The following is an 18,155-nucleotide window of genomic DNA, read 5'->3' on the forward strand; positions in this document are numbered from 1 at the left end:
CACTACCTTTTTTATTCTATTTATTTAGCCAAGCTTACGTTCAAAATCAGCCATATAACTTAGCAATGCTTCTACGCCTTCCACCGGCATTGCGTTATAAATACTGGCTCTCATGCCACCAACAAAGCGATGCCCTTTTAACCCTAATAAACCTTCCTTTTTAGCACCCGCTAAAAAGTCGGCATCGAGTTTGTCATCGGCTAACTGGAAAGGCACATTCATGATTGAACGGTAAGCAGGATTAATGTTGTTTCTGTAAAAATCTGAAGCATCAACAAAGTCATAGATAAGTTGGGCTTTACCATGGTTACGTTCGCCCATAGCCGCTAATCCGCCCTGAGCTTTTAACCACTTGAAAACCAACCCTGCCAGATACCAGGCAAAGGTATTGGGCGTGTTGTACATAGACCCGTCTTTCGCCTGGAGTTGGTAATCCATAATAGATGACACTTGCTTCTGCGGTTGACCCAAAAGCTTTTTATTGACGATAGCGATAGCAAAACCTGAAGGGCCTATATTCTTCTGAGCGCCGGCGTATATAACACCAAACTTTGAGACATCCAGGGGTTCAGAAAGGATATTTGATGACATATCAGCCACAATGGGTGCTTTAACGTCAGGGATCTCATGCAGTGCAATACCATCGACCGTCTCATTAGGACAGTAATGAAAATAGGCAGCATTTTCAGACAGTTTCCAGTCTTTTGGCGACTGAATCTCCTTGCCTTTAGCGCCTTCCTGAACTTGCCCGGCAATATTCACTCTGGAAACGAACTTTTCGGCTTCACGGATAGCAAAACCAGACCATATTCCTGTATCCAGGTAATCTACGGTGGCATCCGGTGACGCGATATTCTGTGGAACCGCAGAGAATTGACCACGCCCTCCGCCTTGTAAAAAGAGTACTTCGTAGTCGTCCGGCACATTTAACAGGTCGCGCAGGTCTTGCTCAGCTTCACGTGCCATATGGACATAAGCAGGGTCACGGTGGGAAATTTCCATCACCGATACACCCTGCCCATTCCAGTTCAATAACTCTTCCTGAGCTTGTTTCAACACCTCGACCGGCAACATTGCCGGTCCGGCAGAAAAGTTAAACAACTGGCTCATGACTCGTCGGAACCCTCTTGATTTTCAGAGCTATCCTCAGAAGAAACTTCGCCTTCCTCAGCAATGACTTCGCCGTCGATGAGAGACTCATCTTCGTCAATTTCATCAATGCGCTGCAGGCCAACCACTTTTTCGTCATCAGCTGTACGAATTAAGCGTACGCCCTGAGTGTTACGACCAACGGTTGAAACCTCATTAACACGCGTTCTGACCAGAGTACCTTTATTACTGATAAGCATGATTTCATTGCCATCAATAACTTCCATGGCGCCGACAACGGAACCATTACGCTCGCTGACCTTAATAGAGACAACACCTTTGGTAGCGCGGCTCTTAGCCGGGTATTCACTTAGCGGTGTACGTTTGCCGTAACCGTTTTCAGTCACGGTTAATACATTCGCTTCTTCCTCTTCGTATTCGCGAGGGACAATCAGTGATACAACACGCTGTCCTTCTTCCAAACGAATACCACGAACACCGGTTGCGGTACGACCCATTGAACGCACTTGCTCTTCCGCGAAGCGCACCACTTTGCCAGCGTCAGAGAACAGCATAATTTCGCCGCTACCGTCAGTGATATCAACACCAATCAGTTCATCGTCATCAACCAGGTTCAGTGCAATGATTCCGCCGTTACGAGGACGGGAGTACTCTGGTAATGGCGTTTTCTTAATGGTCCCTTTACGGGTAGCCATAACAACGAACTTATCTTCCGGGTAATCCCGTGTTGGCAGAATAGCGGTAATACGTTCGTCGGCTTCAAGCGGTAACAAGTTGACGATAGGCTTGCCTCGAGAAGCACGACTTGCCAACGGCAACTGGTAAACTTTCATCCAGTAAATACGACCACGGGTTGAGAAGCATAAAATGGTGTCATGCGTGTTCGCTACCCACAGTCTTTCAATAAAGTCTTCGTCTTTCATCTTAGTGGCGGCTTTACCTTTACCACCACGACGCTGAGCTTCGTACTCAGTCAGCGGCTGATACTTCACATAACCTTCGTGAGAAAGCGTCAGAACAACATCTTCTTCGTTGATTAAGTCTTCCATGCTGATGTCATGTGCAGCGGCGGTAATATCGGTTTTACGCTCATCGCCAAAGTTACTGCGTATTTCAACCAGCTCTTCACGAATCACTTCCATAAGTCGCTCTGAACTGTTCAGAATATGCAGCAGTTCAGCAATTTGTTCTAACAGGCCTTTGTATTCATCCAGAATTTTTTCGTGCTCTAAACCAGTCAGTTTATGCAGACGTAAATCCAAAATGGCCTGAGCCTGTTCTTCAGTCAGGTGATAGTTGTCACCCCGAATGCCGTATTCTTCAGGCAGATGATCAGGACGCGCGGCATCAACACCGGCGGTTTCCAGCATTGAAGCAACATCACCCAGCTGCCATGCGCGGGCAATTAGCCCGGCTTTAGCTTCAGCTGGCGTGGGTGAACGACGGATAAGCTCAATAATTTCGTCAATATTAGCCAGCGATATCGCCAGACCTTCCAGGATATGAGCACGTTCACGAGCTTTGCGTAATTCGTAGACTGAGCGGCGGGTAACCACTTCACGACGGTGGCGAATGAAGCAATCCAGCATATCGCGCAGGTTAAACAGACGCGGCTGACCTTTATCCAGGGCAACCATATTAATGCCAAACACAACCTGTAACTGGGTATTGGCATACAAATGGTTAAGAACAACTTCGCCAACATCGCCACGACGAATTTCAATGACGATACGCATACCGTCTTTGTCAGACTCGTCACGTAAAGCACTAATACCTTCAACGCGCTTTTCTTTAACCAGTTCAGCTATTTTTTCAATTAAGCGGGCTTTATTCACCTGATACGGAATTTCCGTAACAATGATGGTTTCTTTACCCGTTTTCTCGTCGACTTCCACTTCCGCCTGAGCGCGCAAATGAATACGACCACGGCCGGTTTTGTAAGCTTCGACGATACCGCTGCGACCAGAAATTGTTGCTGCTGTTGGGAAGTCCGGACCCGGGATGTATTCCATTAACCCTTCAACATCAATATCCGGGTTATCAATCATCGCCAGTGAGCCGTCAATAACTTCCGTCAGGTTATGAGGCGGAATATTAGTTGCCATACCAACCGCGATACCCGAGGAACCGTTCACTAACAGGTTGGGAACGCGGGTTGGCAATACATCAGGAATACGCTCTGTACCGTCGTAGTTATCGACAAAGTTAACGGTCTCTTTGTCCAGGTCGGCTAATAGCTGGTGAGCAATTTTTGCCATGCGAATTTCGGTATAACGCATCGCAGCGGCTGAGTCTCCGTCAACAGAACCAAAGTTCCCCTGACCGTCAACCAACATATAACGCAATGAAAAGTCCTGCGCCATACGAACAATCGTGTCATAAACCGCGCTGTCTCCGTGAGGGTGATATTTACCAATCACATCACCGACAACACGCGCTGACTTTTTATAAGGTTTATTAAAGTCGTTGCGCAATTCGTTCATTGCGAACAAGACACGTCTGTGTACAGGCTTCAGGCCGTCACGAACATCAGGTAAAGCACGCCCAACAATGACGCTCATGGCATAATCGAGATACGAGCTTTTTAGTTCGTCTTCGATATTTACCGGTGACACTTCTCTGGCTAGATCGCTCATAGTTTATTCCCTAAATATAGATCCGCATATTCATTGTTATTTTGATCCAATCATTGTACCCATCCCAAACGCGTCTCGCACCCTCTTTTTCTTATTCTTTGCCTGAGGTAGACTAGCCGCGTTATCCATCTCTTAAAGACGCATAATCTATGACCACCAGTCGCTCTAAAACTGAACAAAAAAACGTCGATCCGGAAGAGATCGCAAAATTTTCAGCACTCGCCTCGCGCTGGTGGGACCCGGATGGCGAATTTAAACCTTTGCATAAAATCAACCCGGTCCGGCTGGGCTTTATCGAAAACCATACCGAAGGACTCTTTGGTAAGAAAGTACTGGATGTCGGTTGTGGAGGTGGATTACTCAGTGAAGCCATGGCGGAACGAGGCGCTGAGGTCACCGGTATTGATTTGGCCGAGCAGTCATTAAAGGTGGCGCGTTTGCACGCATTAGAAAGTGGCCGCCAAATTGACTATCAATGCATTGCCGTTGAAACGCTGGCCGAACAAAACACCGACAGCTACGACGTAGTGACCTGTTTGGAAATGCTTGAGCACGTTCCTGACCCGGCTGCCATAGTACAAGCTTGCGCCAAAGCGGTTAAACCCGGAGGACTGGTATTTTTCTCCACTTTAAATCGTAATGTAAAATCCTGGTTGTTGGGTATTGTCGCTGCCGAGCATATTTTAGGCTGGGTACCGAAAGGAACTCATCAGCATCAACGTTTTATTCGCCCATCAGAACTTTTAAGTATGACCGATAAAGCCACTTTAGAAGATATCGCTATTAATGGCTTAATTTTTCATCCTTTAAAAGGCTTTGTACTTTCAGACAAAGATGTTGATGTAAATTACATTGTCGCTTTGAAAAAGCCGGAGTAATTAATGAGCTCCTCAGATAAAAGTTCTCCGGTAAAAGCTGTCCTGTTTGATTTAGATGGCACCTTACTTGATACCGCACCCGATTTAGGCGCCGCATTAAACGCGGTTTGCGAACAATACGAGCGCCCTGCTGTCACTGCTGAGGTGTTTACACCAGTTGCGTCCCATGGTTCCAGAGGCTTACTAAAATTGGCCTTTGATGACAATTACACACACATGGAAACAGAGCTGAGACACGCCTTCCTGAGTGCCTATAAGAATAATATCGCGACTCATACCCAACCTTACCCGGGTGTCTTAGAGCTACTGGCGGTATTACAGCGTGAGTCCATTAAAGTCGCTATAGTGACCAACAAGCCTGAACGCCTGACACACCTGTTATTACCGCACTTCCCTGAATTTGAAGCCATTGAAGTTGTGGTGAGCGGCGATACTCTCAGTGTCGCAAAACCATCGCCTGAGCCTTTATTCTATGCCGCTGAGAAACTGGGTGTTGAACCAACAGATTGCCTTTACGTGGGTGATGCCGAACGCGATATTGAAGCCGGCCGTAACGCCGGAATGGTCACTGTGCTTGCCGAGTACGGTTATATCAGTAACGAAGACCAACCCCAGCGCTGGCAGGCCGATTATCATATTGAATCTCCACTGGCATTGCTGGAGTTACTGGCTATCAACAACTCTTGATCTATTAACTTCTTTTAAAAGACAAAAAAATTATATAGAAAACTTTTCAGCGCAAACTCAGGCCAGTTAAAGGCTGGCAAAAAATCAAGATTCTGAATTCAAAATTATTCCGTTTTTACCGTTAAATTCACTTGATCGTATTGCCAGTTAGACCTAGCATACAGTTCATCCCAGACACACTAGATATTGTGTAAATATCGCTCTGTACAACTAATAAGCACTATATCTTGTGGCTACAAACCTATAACAAAAAGCTAAGAGTCGGCGCAAAATGAACGAACAACTTTATGTTACGAAACGCAGCGGCGAACGCGAACCGCTAAACCTCGATAAAATTCACCGAGTGATCATGTGGGCTGCCGAAGGACTGAATAATGTCTCAGCCTCTCAGGTTGAAATTAAATCTCACATTCAGTTTTACGATGGCATTAAAACTGAAGACATTCATGAAACTATCATTAAAGCAGCTGCCGATCTCATTTCGGAAGATGCGCCCGACTATCAGTATATGGCAGCGCGACTGGCTATCTTCCACTTGCGTAAACGTGCTTACGGTAAGTTTGAACCACCGCGTCTTTACGACCATGTGAAAAAAATGGTGGCCGAGCATCGCTACGATGAACACCTGATGGATGACTATAGCGAAGAAGAGTTCGATCAAATGGACGAGTTCCTTGATCACTGGCGTGACATGAACTTCTCTTATGCTGCGGTTAAACAGCTGGAAAACAAGTATCTGGTTCAGAACCGGGTAACGGGTGACATCTATGAAAGCGCGCAGTTCTTATACATATTAGTCGCCGCTTGTCTGTTTTCGGATTACCCGAAAAGCACTCGTATGGATTACGTTAAACGCTTCTACGATGCAGCTTCTGAATTTAAAATTTCTCTACCGACACCTATTATGTCAGGTGTACGTACGCCGACACGTCAATTCAGCTCCTGTGTTTTAATTGAAGCTGGCGATAGTCTCGACTCTATTAATGCCACCGCCAGTGCTATCGTAAAATACGTCTCTCAGCGCGCAGGTATTGGTATTAACGCGGGGCGTATTCGCGCATTAGGCAGCCCTATCCGTAATGGTGAAGCTTTCCACACCGGTTGTATCCCATTCTATAAATACTTCCAGACAGCCGTTAAAAGCTGCTCGCAAGGTGGTGTTCGTGGTGGCGCGGCTACCTTGTTCTACCCACTTTGGCACCTGGAAGTTGAAAGTCTATTAGTACTGAAAAATAACCGGGGTGTTGAGGAAAACCGGGTTCGCCACCTGGATTATGGTGTTCAATTTAACCGCACCATGTATCAGCGCCTGATTAAAGACGATTACATTACCCTGTTCAGCCCGTCGGACGTTCCGGGGCTTTACGACGCTTTCTTTGAAGATCAGGACGAATTTGAGCGTTTATACCAGCAATACGAACAGGATGAGAGCATCCGTAAAAAACGTATTAAAGCCATTGAGCTGTTTGGTCTGTTTATGCAGGAGCGTGCCAGCACCGGCCGTATCTATGTGCAAAACGTAGACCATTGCAACACGCATAGCCCATTTGACTCTAAAGTTGCGCCTATCCGTCAAAGTAACTTGTGTCTTGAAATTGCATTGCCAACTAAGCCATTAAGTCACGTAAATGACGAAGAAGGTGAAATAGCGCTTTGTACTCTGTCAGCCTTTAACTTAGGTAAAATTGAAAGCCTGAGTGAATTTGAAAACTTAGCAGACTTGGCCGTTCGCGCACTGGACAGCCTGCTGGATTATCAGGAGTACCCTGTTCCGGCAGCTTACAACGCCACCATGAACCGTCGTACTCTGGGTATTGGTGTTATTAACTTTGCTTATTACTTAGCCAAGCACGGTGTTAAATATTCAGACGGCTCTGCAAACGGCCTGGTTCACCAGACCTTTGAAGCTATACAGTATTACCTGATGCAAGCTTCAATGAATCTGGCTAAAGAAAAAGGCGCCTGCCCTAAATTTAATGAGACCACTTACTCTCAGGGCATTATGCCAACCGATACCTATAAGAAAGACCTGGACAAAGTGTGCGACGAACCACTGCATTTAGACTGGGATAAGCTCCGTGCTGACATTAAACAGCACGGTATGCGTAATTCAACATTATCCGCTCTAATGCCGTCAGAAACATCGTCGCAGATTTCTAATGCAACTAACGGTATCGAGCCTCCGCGGGGTTTTGTCAGCATTAAGTCGTCAAAAGACGGGGTAACTAAACAGGTTGTCCCTGACTACGAAAACTTAAAAGACAAATACGAGTTGTTATGGCAAATACCGAATAACAAAGGGTATCTTGAACTGGTTGGTATCATGCAAAAATTTGTGGATCAGACAATTTCTGCAAATACCAATTACGACCCGAACAAGTTTGATGCGGGTAAAGTACCGATGAAACAGCTTCTGCAAGACTTGTTAACCGCTTATAAACTGGGAGTTAAAACGCTCTATTATCACAACACTCGTGATGGTGCTGCTGACAACCAGTCCGACATTGCTGCACGTCAACGTGCCGACAAGCCTCAGGCCCAGAGCGCAGAAGTTATCATCGAAGAAGATGACGATTGTGCCGGTGGTGCTTGTAAAATTTAATAATAAGGATTTTAGCGAATGTCGTACTCAACGTTTAACCAAGAGCAGAATAACCCGTTAACGGAGCCTATGTTTTTAGGCAACTCCGTTAACGTTGCTCGCTATGATCAACAAAAACACAGTATTTTCGAAAAGCTTATCGAAAAACAAATCAGCTTTTTCTGGCGCCCTGAAGAAATCGATGTCAGCCGTGACCGTATCGACTTTAATAAACTGACTGCCAGCGAAAAGCATGTGTTTATTTCTAACTTGAAGTATCAGACACTTCTGGATTCGATTCAGGGTCGTTCGCCGAATATCGCGCTACTACCTATCGTATCCCTTCCTGAGTTAGAAACCTGGATCGAAACCTGGTCATTCTTTGAGACCATTCACTCGCGGTCATACACGCACATACTGCGTAACTTGTTTAGTGACCCCAGCGAAGTCTTTGAAGATATTGTCATTAACGAACAAATTAAGATTCGCGCTAATGACATCTCAAAGTACTACGACGATCTTATTTTTTACACTCAACTGCTACAAACCCACGGCGAAGGCGATATTGTCGTTGACGGTAAGACCTATACGGTCACTCAGCGCGAAATAAAGAAAAAGCTGTTTTTGTGCATTAACTCGGTTAACGCTCTGGAAGCTATTCGTTTTTACGTTAGCTTTGCCTGCACCTTTGCTTTTGCAGAACGAGAATTAATGGAAGGTAACGCAAAAATCATCAAACTGATTGCTCGCGATGAAAACGTTCACCTTACATCAACACAGCACATTCTTAATTTGTGGCAATACGGCGAAGACGACCCGGAAATGAAAGAAATTGCCGAAGAGCTTCGCGATGATGCCTACGAGATTTTCATGACAGCTGTTAAACAGGAAAAACAGTGGGCGCACTACCTGTTTAAAGACGGTTCAATGATAGGTCTGAATGAAAGCATGCTGTGCCAGTATGTCGAGTACATTGCCAACTTGCGTATGCAGGCCATAGGCTTTGATGCTCCATTTGAAAACCAGCGTTCTAACCCACTGCCCTGGATGAACAAGTACCTAGTATCAGACAACGTTCAGGTAGCACCACAAGAGTCTGAAATTACCTCTTACCTTGTTGGTCAAATAGACAGTGAGGTTAATGCCTCCGACCTTGGGGACTTTGATCTCTAAGCTATGGCCAACACCTTTAAAGTCAAAGTCAACGGCGGGCCCGAGCTTGCCGTTGATGCGACTGAAGGCACTTTACTCGAAGCCTTAGAGAAGCATCAGTTAGAAATGCATTACCATTGTCGTAGTGGTTTCTGTGGTGCCTGCAGAAGTACGTTAAAGTCTGGTAAGGTTCGGTACACAACCGAGCCGCTCGCCTATGTCAGAAAAGGCGATATTCTGCCCTGTTGTTGCGTTCCTGAATCAGATTTAGATATTGAGCACTAGCCTTATTCATTAAATCGATTGTGCCCATCGTACAGAAGAATTGTTAACCAGCTCTAAAATCTGGATAATGGCCGCAATCTATTTTTGCGAGAGAGGTATTTCATGTTTACAGTAATTTTTGGACGTCCGGGTTGCCCTTTTTGTGTTCGTGCCGTAGAAGTTGCGGACAAATTAAAAGCCGATATGGATGACTTTGATTATCGCTATGTCGATATTCACGCTGAAGGTATCAGCAAGGCTGACCTTGAAAAAACAGTCGGTAAACCTGTCCAGACTGTTCCTCAAATTTTTGTCGACGAACAACACGTTGGCGGCTTCACTGAGTTTGAAGCTTACGCAAAAGAAAACTTAGGGCTTTACACCGCCTAATTTGCGCTTACGAATTCATGTCTAGAGGCGGCTATTTAGCCGCCTCTATTGCTTGTTTAACCCGCTTTTCAGACACCGGATACTTGGTTCCCAGGGTTTGCGCAAAGAACGAGACTCTTAACTCTTCAATCATCCAGCGGATCTCGGCAACATCATCGGGAACTACCGAACCTTTATTTTCGTAAGCTTTCACCACCGCTTTATACTGCTCTTCAAGGTTAGCTAAAGTCAGTGTCATTAAGCGATCCTTATTAGGATCAACCGGCAGCTTTTCCAGACGTCGTTGAATGGCTTTGAGATAACGCACTATGTCGCTAAGCCGTTGACTGCCATAAGCGGAAACAAAACCCGCAAACACCAGGTTATCCAACTGGTCCTGAATATCGCCCCTAGACTGGATTTGATCCAGCGGAATTTTTCCTTTCAGTGCCTTTCGAACTTGTTGTGACAACAACAGGCATTGCTCGACTTCCAATGCGATTTTTTCAACGCGCTCATTCAAGTTTGCGCGTACAACGTCTTTGAGTTGCCCAAAACTTTGTTTATCTCTTAGCTTATTGCCCTGTTCTATCTGCTCCTGGATAAGGCCATCTACCGCTGCGGCGATACAATCCGCGATTAATGCGTCTACCTTGCCCCAGGGGTTAAAATACATGGCTAATTTAGCTTTGTTCGATAAAGACTTCTGCAAGTGCTTAACAGGCGATGGTATCTGTTGCAGCAGCAACTCCCGCACGCCGGTTTTATGATGCTGTTTTGCTTGCTCCGGGTTATCGAATAGCTGCAGTGCAACCTGACCTTTACCTTTGTTTATCAGACCGGGGTGAGCCTTGAGCTCAAAACCTTGCTGTCGCTCGGTAATCACCTCCGGTAAGTCATCAAAATCCCAGCTATCAACCTGTTCACGGCTAATATCATCACCGGCGGTTTTTTCTAAACGCTGCTGCACCTTACCGGATAACTGTTGTTGAAGACTTTGCAGGTCACGTCCCTGGCTGACCAGTTTCTTTCCATCAAAAATTTTAAAATTCATACGTAGGTGAGCCGGTAGAGAGGACTCATCCCAGTTTTCTTCCGGGACCGTCACACCGGTCATGCGACGCAGCTTAGTCGCCATAGCGTCGGTTAAACGCCCTTGCATAGGCTCCACATCAGACATTATCGCGCTAGCAAAGTTTGGCGCCGGCACAAAATTTCGGCGCAGGGCTTTTGGCAACGACTTAATTAAGTGAGCAATACGCTCTTCCCGTAATGCCGGAATGTGCCAGTCAAAGCCCTCAAGCTTAACCTGATTCAGAATACCCAGCTGGATATTCACACTGACACCGTCGTCTTCCGCGTTGGGTTCAAAATGGTAACTCAAGGGTAAGCGTAAGTTGCCTTGTCGCCAAAACTCCGGGTATTCGTTTTCAGTAATGTGCTCGGTTTCGCCGGCAATTAAATCATCTCGTTCAAAGAACAGTAATTTGGGCTCTTTCTTAGCTGCTTTGTGCCACCAGCCGGCCAATAGCTTTTCGTTATAAATCCCTTCTGGTATGGCACGGTCGTAAGCCTCAAATAAAACCTCCTCATCCACCAGAATATCCCGACGCCGAGACTTCGCTTCCAGAGCCTGAATATCGCTAATTAATTTCAAGTTATGTTGAATAAAAGGCAACTTGCGCGTTAGCTGGGAGTTAACTAAAGCTTCCCGTATGAAAATTTCCCGAGCTTTAACCGGTGCAACCGGCCCATATTGAACGCGTCGTCTGGGCACCAGGATAAGACCCAGCAAAGTTACTTGCTCATCAGCAATAACACTGCCTTTTTTCTTCTCAAAATGAGGTTCCAGGTACTGTTTTTTGACTAAATGAGAAGCCGCGTCCTCAACCCATAAAGGATCAATATCGGCATTAATTCGTGCGTACAATTTAGACGTTTCCGCCAGCTCTGCAGTAACAACCCATTTTGGTGGCTTACCAAATAAACCTGAACCAGGGAAAATATGAAACCGGCTTTGTCGGGTTCCCTGATATTCATGTCGATCTTCTTTAAAGCCTACCTGCGACAATAAGCCAGCAATTAAAGCCCGATGCACTTGCTCATAGGTAGCGGCTTCATCGTTAATGGATAAACCCATCTCCCGAACCGTTTGCCGACTTTGTGTATAAATGTCCTGCCACTCGCGCAGCCGCATAAAATGAATAAATTCACGGCCCATCTGTTTACGGAATTGGTTACCTGACAGCGCTTTTTGCTGTTCTTTTATATAATTCCATAAGTTTAAAAAGGCCATAAAGTCAGAGCTTTTATCACGAAAACGCTGGTGCCATTCATCCGCTTTTTGCTGTGCGTCGTGGGGACGCTCACGCGGGTCCTGAATACTCAGCGCGGCGGTAATTACGAGCATTTCTCTCACACAGCCATATTGCTGCCCCGCCAGCACCATTCTGGCTAATCTTGGGTCCAGAGGCAGTCGTGACAATTGTCGGCCCGTATCAGTTAACTGTGGACGCTCAGCTTTGCGCCCAGGCTCAATTGCGTGCAGCTCCTCCAGCAGGTTCAGACCATCTTTAACAAAGCGTTCATCCGGCTTCTGGACAAAAGGAAACTGGCGAATATCACCTAACCGTAACGCCGACATTTGCAAAATAACAGCTGCTAAGTTAGTACGAAGGATCTCAGGGTCGGTGTACTCCGGGCGCTGCAAAAAATCATCTTCGCTATAGAGGCGAATGCAAATACCCGGGCCAATACGCCCACAACGCCCTTTACGCTGGTTAGCACTGGCTTGAGAAATAGGTTCAATAGGTAAGCGCTGTACTTTAGTGCGGTAACTGTAACGGCTCATGCGCACGGTGCCCGGATCAATAACAAAGCGTATACCCGGAACCGTTAATGAGGTTTCTGCTACGTTTGTGGCGATAACCACTCGGCGTTGACTGTGCGCCTGAAACACCCGATTCTGCTCATGCGATGACAAACGCGCATACAGAGGAAGAACCTCTGTACTTCGCAACTTCAAATCGCCAATAGCTTCTGCATAGTCGCGTATTTCCCGTTCGCCACTGGCAAAAATAAGAATGTCACCTTCACTTTCGCGCTGCAGCTCTTCTACCGCTTCACAAACACCCTGAAGTACGTCTGCATCAGCTGCTTTCCCGTCGTCTTTGGGCGGTCGATACCGAACCTCCACGGGGTAAGTTCGCCCGGTTACTGTCAACACGGGCGCGTCATGAAAGTGCTTTGAAAAACGCTCAGTTTCAATGGTTGCTGAGGTAATAACCAGTTTAAGATCGCGTCGCTTAGGCAATAACGTATGCAGTACACCCAACAAAAAGTCGATATTAAGGCTCCGTTCATGAGCCTCATCGATAATAATGGCATCGTATTGTAATAACAGTGGATCTTGCTGCAATTCAGACAACAACATGCCATCGGTCATCAGCTTAATTGCCGTGGTTGGTGCCGTCTCATCTTGAAACCGTATTTTGTAGCCAACCTGAGTTTTATTGTGGTCCTGCAGCTCCTCACCAATACGGGCGGCTACACTGCGTGCGGCTAAGCGTCGGGGTTGCGTGTGACCTATAGTCCCTTTCCGGCCATAGCCCAGTTCCAGCAACATTTTCGGTAACTGGGTGGTTTTACCCGATCCGGTTTCGCCGGCAATAACCACCACCTGATTCTGTTCAATGGCCGACTTAATGTCATTACGCTGCTGAGCAACCGGTAATTCGTCCGGGTAACTAATATGAAACTTTTGCTGTTGCCGCTCCAGATACTCCAGCTCGGCAGTTTCAATATCGGCAGCTATCCGCTCCAGCACCTGTTGCTGTCGTTGCTCGTTTTTAATTTTGCTCAGACCACGCAAACGGCCGCGCAATAGCGCGGCCTGACGTGTTGTACATTGCTCTAATTGTGTCTGAAACTTCTCAACAAAAGGGTTACTGTGCGATTTTTGACGACTCATAGACTCCGAACTTATTCATCCTCGTTATAAATAGCGACTTCCGCTTTATCCTCACCTTTAAAATAACCCCGGTACATGCCTTCGGTATTAAATGGCATCGCAATATTACCCTGAGCATCAATAATTATGACACCACCGGTACCGCCGGCATCCTGCAACACACCATGAATAACTTCATCGCCCGCGTCACTCACCGAAAGCCCTTTATATTTAACTCGAGAGCAAATATCGGCAGCCACGTGGAAGCGAATAAAATACTCGCCGTGTCCGGTAGCCGAGACAGCACAGCTGTCATTATCAGCCCATGTACCAGCACCAATAATCGGGGAATCCCCTATTCTACCATAACGTTTAGCCGTCATGCCTCCGGTTGACGTACCGGCACTCAACAGTCCGTCTTTATCAACCGCAACAGCCCCAACCGTTCCGTATTTGTAATCAATATCCAGGTATTCCCAGGCCTGTTGCTCTGGCTGTTCACTTTTCCTAATGGTTTCCTTGGCTTTCTGTAACTGCTTATAACGATGCTCGGTATTAAAGTAACTGTTCTCTACCTGCTCCAGTCCCTGCTGGCGAGAAAACTGCTCTGCGCCTTCACCACTTAGCATCACATGCACAGACTCTTCCATTACTTCGCGGGCTAATTCTATTGGACTTTTTACCGTCTTCACACCCGCAACTGCCCCGGCGTTACCGTTCAGACCTTCCATCAGTGAAGCGTCAAGCTCATGTTCTTCGTCCCAGGTATAAACGGCGCCTTTGCCAGAGTTAAAAAGTGGTGAGGCTTCCATTACCTGAATAGCGGCAATAACGGCTGTGGTACTGTCACCGCCTTCTTTCAATACCTTTCTGCCGGCTTCTAACGCTTCTGTCAGTTTATCTTTGTAGGCTTGTTCCTGTTCAGCGGTTAAATTGGCCCGGGTAATTGTTCCGGCTCCGCCGTGAATGGCCATGGCATATTCAACATCGTGATCATCAGCGTGCGCCGGTAACAACGATCCAAACGCAGCAGCGGTAAGTAATGCAGATAAATAGAGTTTTTTCATCTCGACCTCGGTTTTATTGTTATAGGCTAGACTGTTAGTAATAGCATAGTCGCAGGAAACTACCGAACTGACAACGAGGAGATTTTCAGATGCCGACTTATCACGTTGAATACACACACTTAGGCGATAAACAGCAAATAACACTGGAAGTTGACGGCAACTCATTAGGTGACGACCAGGAGTTCAGAGACGCTATTGCACAACGGTTAGCTGAACGTATATTACCCCACGCCGAACTCGCTTTTCGTCATGAAGATGAGCGCACTCTCGAGCAGAAACTGAATAAAGCCTACGATGTTCAAGTGAACAAAATTGAAAGGCAGTGAGTGGCTGAATTTCTTCTTGTCCTCGTGCTATAGTTTTCTTTTTCCGCTGAGCAGTTAGGCTTATGGCACAAAACGAACAAGAAACTTTTTACTGGCACGATTACGAGACATGGGGGGCTAACCCATTAGTCGACCGCCCCGCACAGTTTGCCGGCTTGCGCACAGATGCCAATTTTAACGTTATCCGTCGGCCGTTAACGCTTTACGCTCAGCCTACGCCAGACTTTCTGCCTAACCCGGAAGCCACCTTAATTACCGGTATTACGCCACAGCTTGCACTGAAACAAGGTGTCGGTGAAGCCGAATTCAGCAAAGCCATAGCAAAAGAGTTTCAGCAGCCCAATACCACCATTATTGGTTACAACAATATTCGCTTTGACGACGAAGTCACCCGTTTATTGTTCTATCGTAATTTTTACGATCCATACGAGTACAGCTGGCAAAACGGCAATTCACGCTGGGACTTAATAGATGTGGTGCGCGCCTGCTTTGCGCTGCGCCCTGACGGTATTAACTGGCCGGAAAATGCCGACGGACAGCCCAGTTTAAAACTGGAGCACTTAAGTGTTGCTAATAACATTGAACATGGTCAGGCGCACGATGCTATGTCGGACGTTTATGCAACCATCGGCCTGGCGAAGCTTATTAGTGAAAAGCAACCTAAACTCTGGCAATGGGCCTACAGTATTCGCCGTAAACAAAGATTACTGAATCTGTTTAACTGGCAGGCACCCGAACCTTTGGCCCATGTTAGTGGGTTTTATGGTACAGCAAACCGCTATTTGTCGGCCATACTGCCGCTGGGCTTTCACCCTAAACAGAACAATAATGTCATAGCATGGGACTTGCGCGTTTCCCCTATGGATTTTGCTGAGAAATCAGTCGAGGAATTAACCGCTTTAACTTACACCAGCCGCAAAGAACTCGATGAACAAGGACTTAAGAAAAGTGGATTACAAAATATTCATTTGGGTCGCTGTCCTTTCTTAGCGCCCATTAAAACCATTTCTTCTGAGGCAGCAAGTAACGCAACGTTAGATACAGCAGCTATTGAAGCAAACGCCAAATGGCTGCAGGAAAACAGCGACTTCCGCGACAAACTCATGCAGGTGTTCGAACAAACAAAAGAGTTCCCGCCCAGAACAGACGTTGATCACCAGATATACGATGGCTTCTTCTCCCCCCAGGATAAAAAGCATATGGAGATTATTCGCTCATCTGAACCTCAGCAACTGGCTGGGCTGGAGCTGGACTTTCAGGACAAGCGCATGCCGCAGTTGTTACTGCGCTACCGGGCAAGAAACTACCCTTCAACGCTCACGGACAAAGAGCTGAACCAGTGGCGTCAATTTTGCCAGCAACGCTTAGTAGAGCCACCAGAAGGTATGTTGTCTGCTGAGGAGTTTGCGCTCAAACTTGAGGACTTGGCTAGCCAGCATCAGGAAGACACGCATAAACTGCGTTTATTAAAGTCTCTGTATGACTACGCCGCTTCCCTGTAATAACACCGAGTCCTTTGACTACATTATAGTCGGTGCCGGCTCTGCCGGCTGTACTTTAGCGAACAGATTAACTGAATGTGGCAGGTACAGCGTTTTGCTATTAGAAGCGGGAGCCTCTCATGGCGGTCTGTTCTCAGATATGCCGTCTGGCTTTGCGCGCTTTATGCACAGCCGAAAATTCAACTGGCTTTACCGCAGTCAAAAAGAGCCTCAACTCAATAACGAAAAAGGCTGCTATACCCCAAGAGGAAAGATGCTGGGTGGAAGTAGCGGCATCAATGCCATGATATACACCCGCGGCCTGGCAAGTGACTATAACGCCTGGGCTGAACTGGGGAATCACGGCTGGAGTTATAGCGACCTGCTTCCCTACTTTATAAAGAGTGAAAATAACAGTCGCGGTCAGTCAAAGTACCATGGTGACAACGGACCATTGTCGGTATCTGATGTAGCGCCGTACTATAGTGTATCTAGACAATTTTTAGAGGCCTGTGATCAATACGGTTTAACGGCTAACCCGGACTTTAACGGCTCTCAACTTGAGGGGCACGGTGCATACCAGTTTACGATTAAAGACGGGAAACGATGCAGTGCATACCACGCTTACCTCAAACCGGCTTTAGCTCGCACAAACTTAACCGTGTTATCTGGTTGTTTAACCGAGCGCGTGCTGTTTTCAGGTAAACAGGCCACAGGCGTTTGCTACCAGCAAGGCAGAAACCGCTATATAGCGAATGCAGAGAAAGAGGTCATCCTTTGTGCTGGGGCATTTAACTCTCCTCAAATTCTATTACGTTCGGGTATTGGCTCCGCCGAGCAATTAACTAAGTCCGGAATTGAGTTAGTTCATGAAAACTCTGCTGTCGGCAAAAACCTCCGGGAGCACGTTGATATCAGTATTCATTGTAAGAACAACGCCAAAGACGGACTAACTCTTACACCCTGGAGTTTAGTGAAGCTATCAATTCCTTTTGTGAGCTACCTATTCACAAAGAAAGGTCAGTTAGCCCATTCTCTGGCTGAAGTCGGTGCGTTTTACTGCTCGTCCGGCAAAGTGCAGGAGCCGGACATTCAAGTTCACTTGCTGCCGGTAATGTTTAACGACAGCGGCTATGACTGGACACCAACCTTAAAACAAGGTTTTACCTGTCATGTGTGTTTATTAAGGCCGGAGTCCCGCGGGGAAGTTAGACTGAACCCGGAAAACGCTTTTGGCAAACCGCTCATTACTTATGGTTTTTTAAAAGAAGAAAGCGACAAGAAAGCCTTAATTAACGGTATAAAAAAAGCTTTTGAAATACTAAAGCAACCCGCTTTATCAAAGCATCATGGTGGGTTTATATTCCCCAGCCCAGAACTTAGTGACGACCAACTTTTAAAGCAAATTAAGTCAAAATGCGGACTTATCTACCACCCGACAGGAACCTGTAAAATGGGGCCTGAAAATGACAACGAAGCTGTCGTTAGCCCAGAGTTAAAAGTAAAAGGTGTTGAACGGCTTCGGGTCGTGGATGCATCCATTATGCCCCGTGTTATAAGTGGTAATACGAACGCCCCCACCATCGCTATAGCAGAAAAAGGCGCCGACTTAATAAAAGCCGACGCCTGATAAAACCGCTCGTGAGTTTGTCAGT

General features: G+C 46.6%; 13 protein-coding genes. 9 read left to right on the forward strand and 4 right to left on the reverse strand.

Annotation, left to right across the window (positions count from 1 at the left end):
- Positions 1-24: 24 nt before the first annotated feature.
- Together serC and gyrA are read right to left on the reverse strand one after the other, a co-directional pair.
- On the reverse strand, positions 25-1,110 hold the full coding sequence (gene serC, locus ACP7FG_RS02090) for a 3-phosphoserine/phosphohydroxythreonine transaminase (RefSeq protein WP_439225369.1): 1,086 nt from the start codon (positions 1,108-1,110) through the stop codon (positions 25-27).
- Positions 1,107-3,746, reverse strand: a complete 2,640-nt coding sequence (gene gyrA / locus ACP7FG_RS02095) for a DNA gyrase subunit A (RefSeq protein ID WP_222236935.1) — start codon at positions 3,744-3,746, stop codon at positions 1,107-1,109. Before gyrA ends, serC begins: the two co-directional genes overlap by 4 nt.
- A gap of 149 nt (positions 3,747-3,895) precedes the next feature.
- Between gyrA and ubiG the strand changes: the two genes are divergently transcribed.
- The 6 genes from ubiG (at position 3,896) to ACP7FG_RS02125 (ending at position 9,698) form a co-directional block, all read left to right on the forward strand.
- Complete coding sequence (gene ubiG / locus ACP7FG_RS02100) at positions 3,896-4,624, forward strand: bifunctional 2-polyprenyl-6-hydroxyphenol methylase/3-demethylubiquinol 3-O-methyltransferase UbiG (protein ID WP_439225370.1); 729 nt, start codon at positions 3,896-3,898, stop codon at positions 4,622-4,624.
- A gap of 3 nt (positions 4,625-4,627) precedes the next feature.
- Positions 4,628-5,311 carry a phosphoglycolate phosphatase gene (gph, locus tag ACP7FG_RS02105; protein WP_054487618.1) on the forward strand — a complete coding sequence of 228 codons (684 nt, stop codon included), beginning with the start codon at positions 4,628-4,630 and terminating at the stop codon, positions 5,309-5,311.
- 271 nt (positions 5,312-5,582) lie between these two features.
- Positions 5,583-7,913: a class 1a ribonucleoside-diphosphate reductase subunit alpha gene (nrdA, locus tag ACP7FG_RS02110; RefSeq protein ID WP_054487616.1), complete on the forward strand. Its 2,331-nt coding sequence runs from the start codon at positions 5,583-5,585 to the stop codon at positions 7,911-7,913.
- 18 nt (positions 7,914-7,931) lie between these two features.
- Positions 7,932-9,065, forward strand: a complete 1,134-nt coding sequence (gene nrdB / locus ACP7FG_RS02115; protein WP_199495148.1) for a class Ia ribonucleoside-diphosphate reductase subunit beta — start codon at positions 7,932-7,934, stop codon at positions 9,063-9,065.
- Positions 9,066-9,068: 3 nt separating this feature from the next.
- The gene (yfaE, locus tag ACP7FG_RS02120; RefSeq protein WP_278354976.1) at positions 9,069-9,329 is read left to right on the forward strand and encodes a class I ribonucleotide reductase maintenance protein YfaE; all 261 of its coding nucleotides are present in this window, start codon (positions 9,069-9,071) and stop codon (positions 9,327-9,329) included.
- Between the two features lie 102 nt (positions 9,330-9,431).
- A complete protein-coding gene (locus ACP7FG_RS02125; RefSeq protein ID WP_054487610.1) occupies positions 9,432-9,698 on the forward strand; it encodes a GrxA family glutaredoxin in 267 nt (88 codons plus the stop codon).
- A 31-nt stretch (positions 9,699-9,729) separates the two neighbouring features.
- On the opposite strand, the gene hrpA is transcribed toward ACP7FG_RS02125, so the two are convergent.
- Together hrpA and ACP7FG_RS02135 are read right to left on the reverse strand one after the other, a co-directional pair.
- Positions 9,730-13,647: an ATP-dependent RNA helicase HrpA gene (gene hrpA, locus ACP7FG_RS02130; protein ID WP_439225371.1), complete on the reverse strand. Its 3,918-nt coding sequence runs from the start codon at positions 13,645-13,647 to the stop codon at positions 9,730-9,732.
- Positions 13,648-13,658: 11 nt separating this feature from the next.
- Positions 13,659-14,693, reverse strand: coding sequence for an isoaspartyl peptidase/L-asparaginase family protein (locus tag ACP7FG_RS02135; RefSeq protein WP_439225372.1), 1,035 nt, complete (start codon positions 14,691-14,693; stop codon positions 13,659-13,661).
- Between the two features lie 89 nt (positions 14,694-14,782).
- On the opposite strand from ACP7FG_RS02135, the gene ACP7FG_RS02140 reads away from it, so the two are divergent.
- The 3 genes from ACP7FG_RS02140 (at position 14,783) to ACP7FG_RS02150 (ending at position 18,130) form a co-directional block, all read left to right on the forward strand.
- Positions 14,783-15,019 carry a hypothetical protein gene (locus ACP7FG_RS02140; RefSeq protein ID WP_439225373.1) on the forward strand — a complete coding sequence of 79 codons (237 nt, stop codon included), beginning with the start codon at positions 14,783-14,785 and terminating at the stop codon, positions 15,017-15,019.
- A 62-nt stretch (positions 15,020-15,081) separates the two neighbouring features.
- Positions 15,082-16,521 carry an exodeoxyribonuclease I gene (sbcB, locus tag ACP7FG_RS02145; RefSeq protein WP_439225374.1) on the forward strand — a complete coding sequence of 480 codons (1,440 nt, stop codon included), beginning with the start codon at positions 15,082-15,084 and terminating at the stop codon, positions 16,519-16,521.
- On the forward strand, positions 16,499-18,130 hold the full coding sequence (locus ACP7FG_RS02150) for a GMC family oxidoreductase (protein WP_439225375.1): 1,632 nt from the start codon (positions 16,499-16,501) through the stop codon (positions 18,128-18,130). The genes sbcB and ACP7FG_RS02150 overlap by 23 nt, the downstream gene beginning before the upstream one ends.
- The last annotated feature ends 25 nt before the right edge of the window (positions 18,131-18,155 follow it).

Source organism: Idiomarina sp. ST10R2A5, assembly GCF_051842325.1.
Taxonomy (GTDB): Bacteria; Pseudomonadota; Gammaproteobacteria; order Enterobacterales; family Alteromonadaceae; genus Idiomarina; species Idiomarina abyssalis.